16 protein-coding genes are annotated in these 13399 nt (G+C 65.0%); 9 read left to right on the top strand and 7 right to left on the bottom strand.

The genetic code is table 11. The annotated features are described in order from the left end of the window. Positions 1–68: 68 nt before the first annotated feature. Both A3M7_RS46905 and A3M7_RS0120665 read left to right on the top strand, forming a co-directional pair. Positions 69–395, top strand: a complete 327-nt coding sequence (locus tag A3M7_RS46905) for a cytochrome c (RefSeq protein ID WP_245284298.1) — start codon at positions 69–71, stop codon at positions 393–395. A gap of 36 nt (positions 396–431) precedes the next feature. Beyond that, positions 432–1199 (top strand): ABC transporter substrate-binding protein, encoded by a 768-nt coding sequence (locus A3M7_RS0120665; RefSeq protein ID WP_027545603.1) that lies wholly within the window; start codon positions 432–434, stop codon positions 1197–1199. A 61-nt stretch (positions 1200–1260) separates the two neighbouring features. Here the strand turns inward: A3M7_RS0120665 and A3M7_RS0120660 are convergent, their stop codons facing one another. After that, the gene (locus tag A3M7_RS0120660) at positions 1261–1905 is read right to left on the bottom strand and encodes a glutathione binding-like protein (protein WP_027545602.1); all 645 of its coding nucleotides are present in this window, start codon (positions 1903–1905) and stop codon (positions 1261–1263) included. Positions 1906–2011: 106 nt separating this feature from the next. On the opposite strand from A3M7_RS0120660, the gene A3M7_RS0120655 reads away from it, so the two are divergent. Further along, entirely contained in the window at positions 2012–2674 is a 663-nt protein-coding gene (locus A3M7_RS0120655) for a TetR/AcrR family transcriptional regulator (protein WP_027545601.1), read from the top strand. Between the two features lie 329 nt (positions 2675–3003). Here the strand turns inward: A3M7_RS0120655 and A3M7_RS0120650 are convergent, their stop codons facing one another. Both A3M7_RS0120650 and A3M7_RS0120645 read right to left on the bottom strand, forming a co-directional pair. Continuing rightward, the gene (locus tag A3M7_RS0120650) at positions 3004–4971 is read right to left on the bottom strand and encodes a methyl-accepting chemotaxis protein (protein ID WP_027545600.1); all 1968 of its coding nucleotides are present in this window, start codon (positions 4969–4971) and stop codon (positions 3004–3006) included. A 278-nt stretch (positions 4972–5249) separates the two neighbouring features. Next, positions 5250–6215 (bottom strand): glyoxylate/hydroxypyruvate reductase A, encoded by a 966-nt coding sequence (locus A3M7_RS0120645; protein WP_027545599.1) that lies wholly within the window; start codon positions 6213–6215, stop codon positions 5250–5252. 143 nt (positions 6216–6358) lie between these two features. Here A3M7_RS0120645 and A3M7_RS0120640 point away from each other — a divergent pair, with 143 nt between their 5' ends. The 4 genes from A3M7_RS0120640 to A3M7_RS0120625 all read left to right on the top strand — a co-directional run bounded on the left by A3M7_RS0120640 (position 6359) and on the right by A3M7_RS0120625 (position 9208). Beyond that, positions 6359–6727 (top strand): YciI family protein, encoded by a 369-nt coding sequence (locus A3M7_RS0120640; protein ID WP_011089906.1) that lies wholly within the window; start codon positions 6359–6361, stop codon positions 6725–6727. Beyond that, positions 6724–8025: an RNA polymerase sigma factor gene (locus A3M7_RS0120635; protein WP_027545598.1), complete on the top strand. Its 1302-nt coding sequence runs from the start codon at positions 6724–6726 to the stop codon at positions 8023–8025. Before A3M7_RS0120640 ends, A3M7_RS0120635 begins: the two co-directional genes overlap by 4 nt. A gap of 194 nt (positions 8026–8219) precedes the next feature. Next, on the top strand, positions 8220–8759 hold the full coding sequence (gene kdpF, locus A3M7_RS0120630; RefSeq protein ID WP_027545597.1) for a K(+)-transporting ATPase subunit F: 540 nt from the start codon (positions 8220–8222) through the stop codon (positions 8757–8759). A gap of 35 nt (positions 8760–8794) precedes the next feature. Further along, positions 8795–9208, top strand: coding sequence for a VOC family protein (locus tag A3M7_RS0120625; protein WP_027545596.1), 414 nt, complete (start codon positions 8795–8797; stop codon positions 9206–9208). Positions 9209–9324: 116 nt separating this feature from the next. Here A3M7_RS0120625 and A3M7_RS0120620 read toward each other — a convergent pair whose 3' ends face one another. The 4 genes from A3M7_RS0120620 to A3M7_RS0120600 form a co-directional block, all read right to left on the bottom strand. Beyond that, positions 9325–9675: a hypothetical protein gene (locus A3M7_RS0120620; RefSeq protein WP_027545595.1), complete on the bottom strand. Its 351-nt coding sequence runs from the start codon at positions 9673–9675 to the stop codon at positions 9325–9327. A gap of 445 nt (positions 9676–10120) precedes the next feature. After that, complete coding sequence (locus A3M7_RS0120610; protein WP_027545594.1) at positions 10121–10462, bottom strand: hypothetical protein; 342 nt, start codon at positions 10460–10462, stop codon at positions 10121–10123. Between the two features lie 270 nt (positions 10463–10732). Continuing rightward, a complete protein-coding gene (locus tag A3M7_RS0120605; protein ID WP_027545593.1) occupies positions 10733–11170 on the bottom strand; it encodes a hypothetical protein in 438 nt (145 codons plus the stop codon). A gap of 162 nt (positions 11171–11332) precedes the next feature. Beyond that, entirely contained in the window at positions 11333–12121 is a 789-nt protein-coding gene (locus A3M7_RS0120600; RefSeq protein WP_027545592.1) for an SDR family NAD(P)-dependent oxidoreductase, read from the bottom strand. 93 nt (positions 12122–12214) lie between these two features. Here A3M7_RS0120600 and A3M7_RS0120595 point away from each other — a divergent pair, with 93 nt between their 5' ends. Both A3M7_RS0120595 and A3M7_RS0120590 read left to right on the top strand, forming a co-directional pair. Beyond that, on the top strand, positions 12215–12592 hold the full coding sequence (locus A3M7_RS0120595) for a cupin domain-containing protein (protein WP_027545591.1): 378 nt from the start codon (positions 12215–12217) through the stop codon (positions 12590–12592). Between the two features lie 368 nt (positions 12593–12960). Then, complete coding sequence (locus A3M7_RS0120590; RefSeq protein WP_027545590.1) at positions 12961–13326, top strand: nuclear transport factor 2 family protein; 366 nt, start codon at positions 12961–12963, stop codon at positions 13324–13326. The last annotated feature ends 73 nt before the right edge of the window (positions 13327–13399 follow it).

Genomic DNA, 13399 nt, shown 5'->3' with positions numbered 1-13399 from the left:
CCACACCATGACCGATCGAAGCGACGACGCGTGATTTCAGGAATGGAGCGGACGTGTTGAGACTGCATTTGAAAACGGTTCCTGCGGGACTGGGTGCCGCGCTGCTGTGCGCTGTGATGGCTCAAGCACAATCCACCACGCCCGCGCCCGAGAACGGGTCGTTCGAGGTCGAACCGGTGTTCGCGGGGACTTGCGGCTTCTGTCACTCCGACGGTGGCCGGGCGCCCGGCAAGGGGCCGCAACTGTTGAACTCGCCGCGCGACGACGCCTTCATTCGCGACCGCATCAAGCACGGCAAGCAAGGGGCGATGCCGGCATTCGACGGCGCCTTCACCGACGCCCAGATCGACCAGATCGTCAAATACATCCGCGCCTTGAAGCCGCGCGAGGGCTGAAGCGCACGGCGCGATCCATCTAGATGAGAACGCCGAATGAAGGCATTTGTCCCGCTCATTGCCGCTGCCGCCATAGGGCTATCCGGACCGGCGCAGGCGCGAACCCTGGACGCGATCCGCTCGAGCGGCGCGATCGGGCTGTGCGCGCATCCCAACTCGCTTCCCTTTGCGCGCAAGGCGGGCGATCCGCCCGGCTTTCAGGTCGAGCTTGGTCAGGCGCTGGCACGCGAGCTCGGTGTCTCGCTGCGGCTCGACTGGATCATTACGCAGTACCAGATGCGCAGTGCCGGCTGCGACATTCTTCTGGACATCATCGCTGATCGCGAAGCGCAAGGCGAAACCCGCCTGAGGATATCGAAGCCGTACTATCGCACGGGCGTCGCGCTCGCGGTGCCGTCATCCAGCACGCTCACCTCGTTCAAAAGCCTCAACGAGACCACCAAAGTGGGAGTGCAGGTTGGATCGGTCGCGGCCATGATCATCGGTCAGCGGCGCGTGCCTACATCGACCTTCGGCTTCGAGAGCGACAGCCTCGACGCTGTGTCGAATCATGAGATCGATGCCGCAGCGGTCACCCCCACTGCGGCGAGCTATTTCAATCTGACGCATCCGGACAAGGCGCTCCGGATCCTGGATCGCGACGAGAGCGTGGCCGATCTCAACTGGAATGTCGCCGTCGGCATGATTCGCCCCGATGATGCGTTGCGCGAAGCCATCGACGGAGCGGTGGAACTGCTGCGCAGCGACGGCACGATCGATCGGATCTACCGTCGCTACGGGATCGTGCTGCAAGCGCCGAGATAGTCGAATTGCAACGAAGGAACGACGTCGTCCCGGCCAGCCGGGACGACGTCGCCGCCTTGTCTCAAGCCGCCGCCTTCTTCCTGGCGAGTTCGGCCTTGTACAGCTCGAACTCCTCCGCGATCGCCTTTGCCACCGACGGCCGCTGGCGCAGGCGTTCGTAATAGGCCTTCACGTTCGGCCATTTGGCGAGCTCGATCGGCGGTGTCGCCATGGTCCAGTTGATGACCGTGACGAGATAGGCATCCGCCACGCTGAAATGGTCGAGCAGGAAGTCGCGTCCCTTCAGGTAGTTGTCGAGATAGTCGAGCCGCGACAGGTTCTTCTCCAGCGCGTAGGCCTTGGTCTCCTGCGGCGCCTTGCGGTCGAGCACGGGGATGAAGAGGCCCTTGTGCAGCTCGGTGCCGATGAAGCAGAGCCATTGGTGCAGCCGCGTGCGCTCGATGCCCGCCGCGGCGCCGAGGCCGGATTGCGGGAAGCGGTCGGCGACATATTGCAGGATCGCCGCGTTCTCGGTCAGCACCACGCCCTCGTCCGTGCGCAGCGTCGGCACGAGGCCGATCGGGTTCACGGTGCGGAAGTCGGTACCGTCGTTCAGGACCTTCTTGGTCGGCGGATCGACTTCGAGATAGTTCGCGTCGGCGCCGGCTTCGTACAGCGCGACGCGTGTCGCCATCGAGCAAGCGAGCGGCGAGAAATAGAGATCCATCTGTAGCCTCCTTGGGCAGTTCCTCTTTCGGTGTCGCTCAACCTGGCCAGATTGATTTTTGTACCATCTTGCATAATATGGCGAGGGTCAAGGATTAAATTGCGAAATGGTACAAAAATCGAAACCGCCAACTGCTGCCAATGAGCCCGAGCGCCGCGGCGAACCTAAGCGCCGTGGCCGGCCGCGCGCCTATGAGCCCGAGGTCGCGCTCGGCAAGGCGCTCGACCTGTTCCGCAAACAGGGTTTTGCCGCGACCTCGCTCGACGATCTGAGCGAAGCCACCGGCATGAACCGACCGAGTCTCTACGGTGCCTTCGGCGACAAGCGCGAGCTCTACATCAAGAGCTACCAGCGCTACCGCGAGGAAGCGCGGGCATCCATGGCCGCGATCTTTCGCGAGGAGATGCCGCTGCGCCAGCGCCTGGAGCGCATCTTCGCCTCCGCGCTGAACATCTATCTCTCCGGCGAGACGGGCCCGCGCGGCTGCTTCACGGTGGTGACGGCGGCGTCCGAAGCTGTCGGTGATCCCGACATCCGCGCCATGGTGCTGGACGGTCTCGCCGAGCTCGACAAGGCGTTTGCGAGTTGCTTCCGCCGCGCCAGGGAGAAGGGCGAACTGCCGGAGAGCGCGGACCCGGCCGTGCTGGCCCAGCTCGCATCGGCGACGGTGCACTCGATCGCCATCCGCTCGCGCGCGCGCGTCTCACGGAAAGATCTGGAAGCGATCGTGAAGGGTGCGATTGATGTGATGTTGGGAGTCAAGCCCTAGCTGTCGTCCCGGACAAGCGCAGCGAAGCGGAGCGCCGATCCGGGATCCATAACCACAGGGAGTGGTTTGGCGAAGGCTCGGAGTTATCAGTCTCGCGCCGCAACTTCTCCCTGGGGTTATGGGTCCCGGCCTTCGCCGGGACGACACGGAATATGCGGTGCGAACTATTTCCCCGACGTCGTCCTGGCGAAAGCCAGGACCCATAGCCACCGAATTTGGTTTGGCGAAGACTCGGAGTTGCGACTTCGCGCCGCAACTTCTCCCTGGGGTTATGGGTCCCCGCCTTCGCGGGGACGACACCTTTCGCTGAGGCGCCAGCCGTCGTCTCACTACGCCGCCCGGATATGCGCCAGGAAGCGATCGACCTCGTCGCGCAGACGTTGCGACTGCTTCGACAGCTCGATCGCGGAGCCCAGCACTTCCTCGGCTGCCGTGCCGGTCGCGGCGATGCCGGCGGTGACGCCGGAGATGTTCTGCGAGACCTCGCCGGTGCGGGCGGCGGCCTGCTGGACGTTCTGCGCGATCTCCTGCGTCGCGGTGCCCTGCTGGCCGACGGCGGCGGCGATCGCGGCCGAGATTTCGTCGACCTGCTGGATCGTCGCGCAGATCGACTGGATGCCGTCGACCGCGCCGGTCGTCTCGCCCTGCACCGCCGTGACCTGCGCGCCGATCTCTTCGGTTGCCTTCGCGGTCTGGGTCGCCAGCGCCTTCACTTCGGAGGCGACCACGGCAAAGCCGCGCCCGGCTTCGCCCGCGCGCGCTGCTTCGATCGTCGCATTGAGCGCCAGCAGATTGGTCTGGCCGGCAATGCCATTGATGAAGGCGACGACGTCGCCGATCTTCTGCGCGGCATCCGCCAGGCTCTGCACCCGCGCATTCGACTGCCGTCCGTCGCTCGCGGCCTTGCCGACCACCTCGGTCGCGTGCGCAAGGCGCCGGCTGATCTCGGTCATCGACGAGGACAATTCCTCCGCGGCGGCCGCGACCGTCTGCACGTTCTCCGAGGCCAGCGCCGAGGCCGACGACACCGTGCGGGTCTGCTCGCGCGACTGCTCGACGATATCGGACATCGAGCGCGCCGTGTGCTCCATCTCGACCGCGGCCGCGGACACCGTGGTGACGACCTCGCGGATGCTGGCCTCGAAATTGTCGGCGAGCGCGGCGAAGGCGCGCCGCTTCTCCGCCTCGGACTGCGCCTTGGCCTCGAGCTGCTCGGCCTGGAGCCTGCCGAAATTCACCGCATTGTCGCGGAACACCGCGACCGCCTTCACCATCGCGCCCACCTCGTCATTCGATTTGCTGGTGGGTACAATGACGTCGAGACGTCCGTCCGCGAGCTCGCGCATCACGTTGGTGATCGACAGGATCGGGCGCGAGATGCTGCGGGCGATGAGATAGCCGACGATCGCCGCCAGAACGAGCCCGAGCGCGGCGATCCCGATCGCCAGCAGCCAGGCGCGATCGGCGGAGGCCTCGTAATCGGCATTGTCCATGACGAGCTCGACCGCGCCGAGCGGCTTGCCGGAAAAGTCCCTGATCGGTCCGAGCAGCGCGGCGACCGGCGTGGTGTCGAGCTTGGCCCGTCGCACCGTGAAGTTGCCCGCGGCGGCGCGGCCGTAGTCGGCGGCATCGAAGAAGCTCCTGCCCTTCAGCGTGCCGCCGAACAGCTTGAATCCCGAACCGTCGGCGAGATGGAAGGCGACGTCGACATGGCGGTTGTTCCTGAAATCGTCGAGGAAGGGCTGGCCGAAGGTCAGGCCGAATTCGACCGTGCCGAGGTGCTTGCCGTCCTGCGCGATCGGCACAACGCCGCGGATGCCGAGCCCGGCCACGCCGCCCTCGAGCCCGACCACGACCTTGCGGTCCTGGTTGGCGACGACGACGGTCTTGCGGAAGCCGGAGAGGTCGTCGCCGAATTTGGCCGGCTGGTGCACGCGCAAATAGGACGTCGCCGGCGGCACGTGGAACTGGAACTGGTCGACGCCGTAGTCGGATTTGATGGCCGTGAACACCGGCCCGAACAGGCGCACCAGCGTCTCGCGGTCCTGCTTCGCCATCGCCTCCTGCGTCGCCGGCATCGCGGCCACCACGGCGCTCATCGCGGCCGCGCGGTGCGATTCCTCGGCGATGCGCGATTGCAGGGCGTCGTAATGGCTGCGCAGCTCGCGCTGGTCGGCGCGGTCGATGATGCCGGCGATGATCCACATCGCGCCCAGCACGGCAAACAGCGCGGTCGCCGCCGCCGTCACCGCCAGCGCAACCGTGATCCGCATCCTGAGGCCGAGACTCGTCCGCATGTCCGACTCGTTCTTTGAGCGTTGGTTAACAACGCTTATCAACTTCTCGCTAAAAGAGGGTGAACGGGATACCGGCGGAGCGGGGTGGTTGTGGGTGGGGACGGGCTACCGGCCCAAGTAAAAGGTGTCGTCCCGGCGAAGGCCGGGACCCATAACCACAGGATGTGGTTTGGCGAAGACTCGTCGTTCGGTACTGCGACCGGCCACGATCGATAGATCACGCGGTATGGGTCCCGGCCTTCGCCGGGACGACATGGAGTTTGTAGCGCCAGCGAGCCTCAATACCCCCGCGCCCGGTCCACCACGTTCTCCAGCGCGCCGCCCGCCTCGAACCGTGCGATCTGCTCGGCGACATAGGCCGAGATCGCTTCCGCGTCGGTGTCCGCGGCGTTGTGCGGGGTCAGCAGCACCTTGGGATGGGTCCAGAAGCGGCTGTCGGCCGGCTGTGGCTCCTGCACGAAGACGTCGAGGGAGGCGGCGCCCAGCGTGCCGTCGTCGAGACAGGCGAGGATATCGGCCTCGTTCTGCAAGCCACCGCGGCCGGCATTGATCAGCACAGGTGCGCCGAGCGGGCTTGTGCGGTTGAGCTTGGTGAAGACGTCGCGGTTGAGGATGCCGTGCGTGTCCGGGGTCAGCGGCAACAGCGAGACCAGAATGTCGGTCGCGCGCAGGAACGCATCGATTCCGGCGGTGCCATGGAAGCATTCGACACCGTCGATCGTGCGCGGGCTGCGGCTCCAGCCGACGACACGGAAGCCGAGCCGCCGCAGCACGTCGGCCGCATCTGCTCCCAGCGTGCCCAGCCCCATCACGCCGACCGTCACCGCGCTCGCCGGCCACTGATATTTCGGCTCCCAGCGCTTCTCGCGCTGCGACTGCCGCAAGTACAGCTCCTGGCGGTGGTGCATCAGCACGTGCAGCACGACATATTCGGTCATGCGATTGGTCAGGTCGGGCACGGCGACGCGAACCAGCGGCACGTCCGGCAGGCTCTTGTCCGCTATCAGCGCATCGACGCCGGCGCCGAGATTGAAGATCGCGCGCAGATTGGGGAACGAGCCGAGATCGCCCGGCACCGGTTTCCACACCGCGGCATAGTGCACCTCGGCCGAATCGAGCCCGGCATCGGGCAGCAGCACCACGCGGCGGCCGCCGCAGACCGAATCGAACCGGGCCTTCCAGCGCTCCGGCAGCCAGTTCTGCTGCGTGCTGTTGATCAGGACGGCCAGTGTGCCTTTGGTCATTCGAAGTGCCTCGTCGGTTCCGCTTTTGAGGGCTCTCCTTGGCACGATCTGCCGGATTTTTCTTGCAATTTTTTTCCGCAGCCCTGTCGGGGCAGGGCATATTGGATCGTCTTCAAAACAAGAGGTCAGGGAAGGTACTGCCCATGCTTTATGCGATCCTTTGCTATCATGACGAGGACTTCGTCGGCTCCTGGAGCAAGGACCAGGACGAGGCGGTGATGAAGAAGCTCGCCGTGGTGCAGGAGAAGCTCACGAGCCAGGGCCGGCTCGGTCCGGTGGCGCGGCTGTTGCCGACCACCGCGGCGGCGACGCTGCGTAAGGAGGACCCGCCGCTGGTGCTCGACGGCCCCTATGCCGAGACCAAGGAGCAGCTGCTCGGCTTCTACATCGTCGATTGCAAGAACCTCGACGACGCGCTCGACGTCGCGCGCGACCTCGGCGCCGCCAATCCCGGCGGTGCCTATGAGGTGCGCCCCGTCGGCGTGTTCAGGCCGGGAGGAAACCTGACGTGAGCGAGACCGACACCGCCTGGATCGAGACCGCGCTGACTTCGGCGCGACCCCAGGCGGTCGGCGCGCTGCTGCGCTATTTCCGCGATCTCGACACCGCCGAGGAAGCGTTCCAGAACGCCTGCCTGCGCGCGCTCAAGACCTGGCCGCAGAACGGGCCGCCGCGCGATCCGGCGGCCTGGCTGATCATGGTCGGCCGCAATGTCGCGATCGACGAGGTGCGGCGCGCCCGCAAGCAGCAGCCGCTGCCCGAGGACGATCAGGCGATCTCCGATCTCGGCGATGCCGAGGGCGCGCTCGCCGAGCGGCTCGACGGCTCGCATTATCGCGACGACATTCTGCGCCTGATGTTCATCTGCTGCCATCCGCAATTGCCGGCGACGCAGCAGATCGCGCTCGCCCTGCGCATCGTCTCCGGCCTCACGGTGAAGCAGATCGCCCGTGCTTTCCTGGTCTCGGATGCGGCGATGGAGCAGCGCATCACGCGCGCCAAGGCGAAGGTCGCGGAAGCCGGGGCGCCTTTCGAAACGCCCGGTGCAGTCGAACGCTCCGAGCGGCTCGCCATTGTCGCGGCGATGATCTACCTGATCTTCAACGAGGGTTATTCGGCGAGCGGCGACACCGCCGAGATCAGAAAGCCGCTCTGCGAGGAGGCGATCCGGCTGGCACGGCTGCTCCTGCGGCTGTTCCAGAGCGAGCCGGAGATCATGGGGCTGGCGGCGTTGCTGCTGTTGCAACATGCGCGCAGCGCCGCACGGTTTGCCAACGACGGTTCGCTGATCCTGCTGGAGGACCAGGATCGCTCCCTGTGGAACGGCACCATGATCGCGGAAGGGTTGGCGCTGATCGACAAGGCGATGCGCCATCGCCGCAGCGGGCCCTACCAGATCCAGGCCGCGATCGCCGCGCTGCATGCCCGAGCGGCGACGCCGGCGGAGACCGACTGGGCCCAGATCGACCTGCTCTACGGCGCGCTGGAACTGGTGCAGCCTTCGCCGGTGGTGACGCTCAACCGCGCGGTCGCGGTGTCCAAGGTGCGCGGGCCGCAAGCCGCGCTCGACCTGATCGAGCCGCTGGCGCCGAAGCTTGCCAATTACTTCCATTTCTACGGCGTGCGCGGCGCCTTCCTGATGCAGCTCGGCCGCAACGACGAAGCCCGCATCGCCTTCGACCGCGCCATCGCGCTCGCCAACACCTCGGCGGAAGCCGCCCACATCCGCATGCACATTGATCGCCTGATCCGGGACAGCCAGCCGAAGAGTGGCAACGGGAGCGCCAGGCAGGGTGCGACGGCGAAATAGGGCGGGGCACCATCCACACTGTCATTCCGGGGCACCCGAAGGGTGAACCCGGAATCTCGAGATTCCCCGGTGCGCAATTGCGCACCTGAGGTCTGGTCCTTCGGACCATCCCGGAATGACAACCAAAAAAAATCCCCGTCTTGTCGGCCCCAGCCTCCTCCCTTCGTCCTTAGCCCATATCCAGGGAGCCGTTCATGCTGAAAGCCATTGCCATCATCGCCATCGTGCTCGCGGTCGGACTAGCGGGCGTCCTCGTCTTTGCATTGACAAAACCCGACACCTTCCGTGTCGAGCGCTCGCTCGCCCTGAAGGCGCCGGCCGATGCGATCTATCCGCTGGTCGCCGATTTCCATCGCTGGACCGCCTGGTCGCCCTATGAGGATCGTGACCCCGCCATGAAGCGTACCTTCGGCAGAACCGCGTCGGGCAAGGGCGCGACCTATGCCTGGGACGGCAACAATAATGTCGGCGCCGGGAATATGGAGATCCTCGAGGCGAATTCGCCGTCGAAGCTCCGCATCAAGCTCGATTTCGAGCGCCCGTTCGAAGGCCACAACACCGCCGGGTTCACCTTTGTGCCGCAAGGCGATGCCACACTGGTCACTTGGGCGATGTATGGTCCGGCGCCGTTCATGTCCAAGGTGATGCAGGTGTTCATCAACATGGATAACATGATCGGCAAGGACTTCGAGGCCGGCCTCGCCAGCCTGAAGAAGCTCACCGAGAAGAAATGAGCCTCACTGCCCAAGGAAAGAAAAGGAGAGAAACGATGCTCAATCCCTATCTGTTCTATCAGGACACCTGCGAAGCGGCGTTCAACTTCTACGCCAAGGTTCTCGGCGGCAAGATCGACGCGATGATGCGCGCCTCGGAAGCGCCGCCGGACATGCCGGCCGCACCCGGCCGCGAAAAGACGATCATGCATGCGCGGATGTCGCTGCCCGGTGGCAGCGTGCTGATGGCCTCCGACGCACCGCCCGAGCATGTTCAGAAGCCGCAGGGCTTCTCGATCTCGCTGACGATCGCCGATGTCGCGGACGCCGAGCGCAAGTTCAACGCGCTCGCCGACGGCGGCACCGTCACCATGCCCTTCAGCAAGACGTTCTGGGCCAAGGGTTTTGGCATGTGCGTCGACAAGTTCGGCATCCCCTGGATGGTGAACTGCCCGGCAGAAGGCATGTGACAGGCGCGACCGCCTGATACGTGGCGCCCCTCCCTCGATTGTTGCGGGTGAGGGGCGCGCCCAAGACGGTCACGCCCAAGACGGTCACGCCATCGCCGGATCGGCCGCTCGCTGTCTCAACGGACCGATCCGGTCACATCCTCGCCGGGTGACGGCGACTGGACGCAGCGAGGGCAGATCACGAGCTTCGTGCCGAGCTGCCTGTCGTTCTCCGCCTCGATTTCGTCATGGACCGCCCACCACGCTTCGGAGTAGGGGCGCAAGGTGCCGAGCACTCTTTCCCGTTCCTGGTTGGGATTTTCCTGCGCAGGTGCGGGGTTCGCTGCGCGCCGCTTTGTGACAGGTGGCCGGTTCGGGTTCTGTCCGAGGCCGTCCCATGCGATCGGACGACGCTCCTGCGCCGGCGCCGCCGCGCAGCCCATGAGCGCTGCGCAAAAAGTGAGCAAGACCAAGCCGTGTCGCATCATGCCGAACCCTCAGTGCGGTACGCGACACGCAAAATCCGCGTGAGAGACTTTGCATCGCGTCGGTTAAATGGAACCTAAGGGAAAAGACGTGGCCGGCACGGCCGAATATGGAGTCTCGATTCGCATGACTTTGCGCGAGCAGTGGGGCCGCTTCGTGAAATGATCGGGACCGCATCGCACAACAACTGGCGCAATAATAGGCTGTGAACAGCGCGTCAGAATCGCTAATCATTCCTTCATAAATTGTACAAACTGGGATGGGCGTGACTTGGAAGGGGAGCGACCGATGGCGGCGGCGCTACAGATCAACTTTGCACTCTGGGGTATGCTCATCTGCGCAAGCATGGAATTGGCGCAGATGATCCAGGGGTTCTTCTAGAACCCGACGTCGCGCGAGACCGGCGCAATTTCGCTGGCGTGCTTGCGTGCGAGTTCACGAGCGCCCTTAGCTCACAAGCAATGCGATGAGCGTGAAGCTGACGCTTGCGATCACGATCATCGAAACGACATAGCCGCGCGGCCGCGCCGTCCGCGAGGGCGGCGGTCTCTTCGGTCGCGGCGCGATCTGATGCCAGGCGAGTTCCGTCGGCGCGAGCGCGGCTTCTGCGCCCGAGCCGACATACTTCACGTAGAGCTCGAGCAGCCGCAGCTCGGACGGCAGGTCCATCAGTCCCTCGCGGTCGCGCCGTGACAGGAGTTCGAATTCGACGGTTTCCTCGGAGCTTAGTTGGCCAAGGACGATCCGTCCCTGGTCCGACAGGCGGTAGCGAAAGTCGATGGGCTGCATGGCAAGCGCCCCATTTGAAAATGAGTAATCTTGAAAAAGCCGAACCATTCTCGTCTGTGACCATTGCTGAGATTGTGACGACGCCGCAGCCTCAGTCTGGCCGCAACCATCATAGACTGCAGGGAAAAGCTGCAAACCGCGTAAATTGTGCAGGCATTGCGAAGCGGATGAGCGGATTCAGCGTCCGGAGAGGCGAAATTCCGCAAAATTGCTCAATCGTCGGACAGCGACGGGCTCAAGCTGCTCACACGGCCGATAGCCGCCCGATCCTCACCGGCAGCGCGGATAGATCGCGGCGAGGTCGCGCCCCTTCAACAACAGCAACCGTGAGGTGAGGCCGCCGCGGCGGCCGATCCAGTCGCGCACCGGCCCCGGATAGGCTTGGAGCACCGCGTCGGAGGCTTCCGGCTCGGCATAGAAGCGCCCACGCCGGTCGACCGAACGCGCAGCATGGAATCCGAGCACGGCGCGTTTGGTGACACAGATGCGCTCGCCCGGCACGATGCTCAGCACCAGCGTGCAGGCGGACAGGCAGGGGCCGTCGATCACCACGCGCTCGCCGCTGTCGCGCACCTTCTCGAACAGGTCGAGGAACGGCCCGACCTGTCCGCCCGGTGACTGGATGATGCGGATTTCGGCGGCAACGGGTGTCGAGGCGAGCAGGGCGGTCGCGAGCATCAGGGCTTTGACCAAAGCAGCACGTTGCATCGTACTCTCCGCACATTCGACGTCGTAGGGTGGGCAAAGCCACCGGGTCGCGCGAATGCGCGCCCGATGACAGGCTCCGCGTGCCCACCAATGGCACCACAATTCCGCAGAAGGTGGCGGGCACGGCACGTCGCGCCCTTGCCCATCCCGCAAATCCCGTGCCTACCCGTTGCGCCGTTGCCCACGCAGCGTCGGCAGGCCAATGCCGGCTGCATCAAAGCCGCCATCGACGGCCAAAATTTGGCCGGTGATGTAGCTCGCGCTTCCCGAGCACAGAAAGAAGATCGCCTCCGCGAGTTCCTCCTCGAGACCGTAGCGGTTGAGCGGAATGGCGTCGTGATAGTCGGCGCGGATCTCCTTGGTGTGCACCTGCTTCGCCATCGCGGTGTTGACCGGCCCCGGCGCAACCGCGTTGACGCGGATGTTGAGCGAGGCGAGCTCGACCGCGAGCTGCTTGGTCAGGTGCGCGAGCCCCGCTTTGCTGGTGCCGTAGGCCGCGCGCAAGGTCGAGGCGCGCACCGCCGAGATCGAGGTGATGTTGACGATGGCGCCGCCGTCGCTGTCGCGCATCAAGGGCACCGCGGCCTTGGTGCAGAGGAACGGGCCGGTGAGGTTGACCTCGAGCACGCGGCGCCAGTCGGTATCCGACGTCTCCATCAGCGGCGCGAACACGGCGATGCCGGCATTGTTGACGAGCGCATCGAGCCGGCCGAACCGCCGCTCGATCGTCGTCATCGCGGCGCCGACCGCGGCCGCGTCGGAGACGTCGCAGGTCAGCGCGAGCGTCGCCTCGTCCTGGCCGATCTCGGCGACCGCGCGGCCGAGCAACTCCCCCTCGATGTCGAGCAGCGCCACGCGCCAGCCCTCGCCAAGGAACTTCTTCGCGGTCGCAAGCCCGATGCCGCGCGCGGCTCCGGTGACGAGGGCGACTTTTTGCGGGGCCTGCGGCATTTGCTAATCTGTCCTGTGTTCGAAAGGCTGTTCCCACGCGAGGGCCGGCCCCTTTTACTTCGCTTTCGTTCTCACAAGAAAGGGCCTGAAGCCATGCCCATCGATCCCGGCGCGACCCCGCTCGAGGAATGGCGGCCCGGTGTGACGACCCGCATGGTGACCTCCGCGCGCAATGGCGCGGCCGCGCTCTGCATCTTCGAGCAATGGGTCGCCCCCGGCGCCGGCGCGCCGACGCACAGCCATCCGGTCGAGGAGGTGCTGACCGTGCGTGACGGCGAGGCCGAGATGTGGATCGAGGCCGAGCGCGTCACGGTGAGGGCCGGCCAGTTGCTGCTGATTCCAGCCGGCCGCAAGCACGGTTTTCGCAATTCGGGAACGACCATACTGCATGTCCATGCGGTGTTGGCCTCGCCGGTCTTCGAGATGCTGCCGGAAGGGGCGAGTGAAGTGACGCGACGCTGGGAGCAGTAGGGTAAGGGCGTCGTTATCTATCGCCGTCACCCAGAGGTGGCCGCTTCTTCAGCGGCCCTCGAAGGGCGACGGCCGGGGGCCGATTCATCCTTCGAGGCTCACACTGCTTTGCAGTGTGAGCACCTCAGGATGACGGGGATAGTGATAAAGCCAGAGCTTACGCCAGTTCCGCCGATGCGCGCTGCATGTTCGACGACATGTCGGAGGTCACGCGAGCGCGTGCTGGATCCTGGCCTTGCTGTTGAAATTGAACTTGAAGTTCCTCGGAATGGTTCAATTTGGCATCGTCTCTGGCGAAATTCGGCAAGCAATGTCGGCGCAAGCGTGCGTGCATCGTCTTCAAGAGGATTCTCTGCGGAGACCGATCAATGTCTGACGACCGCGAGCGACTGATTCGAAACCTCTTCGCAGCCTATCTCGGCAATGACCGGCAACTGGTGAGCGAGGCGCTCGCCGACGACTTCCGCTTCACCAGCCCGTTCGACGACGACCTCGACAAGGCGACCTATTTCGAACGCTGCTGGCGGGACACCGGCTGGATCGCGCACCACGATATCGAGCGCATCTTCGTCGTCGGCGACGAGGCCTTTGTCACCTATCGCTGCCTTGCGACCGATGGCAGGAGCTTTCGCAACACCGAGTTCTTCACCTTCGCCGGCGGCAAGGTTCGCCGGATCGAGGTCTATTTCGGCGCTGTGTTCCAGGACGGTCGGTTCCTGCCGCAGCCGCGCTGACGCAGGAACCTCCCAAGCATGACCTCCGAAATAATTTTCGTCACGGTGTCGATTCGATAGCAAGGCATTCGTC

The organism is Bradyrhizobium sp. WSM2254 (genome assembly GCF_000472645.1).
Taxonomy (GTDB): Bacteria; Pseudomonadota; Alphaproteobacteria; order Rhizobiales; family Xanthobacteraceae; genus Bradyrhizobium; species Bradyrhizobium niftali.
Note: the sequence above shows the minus strand (reverse complement) of the source record. Positions and strands in the feature narration are given on the sequence as shown.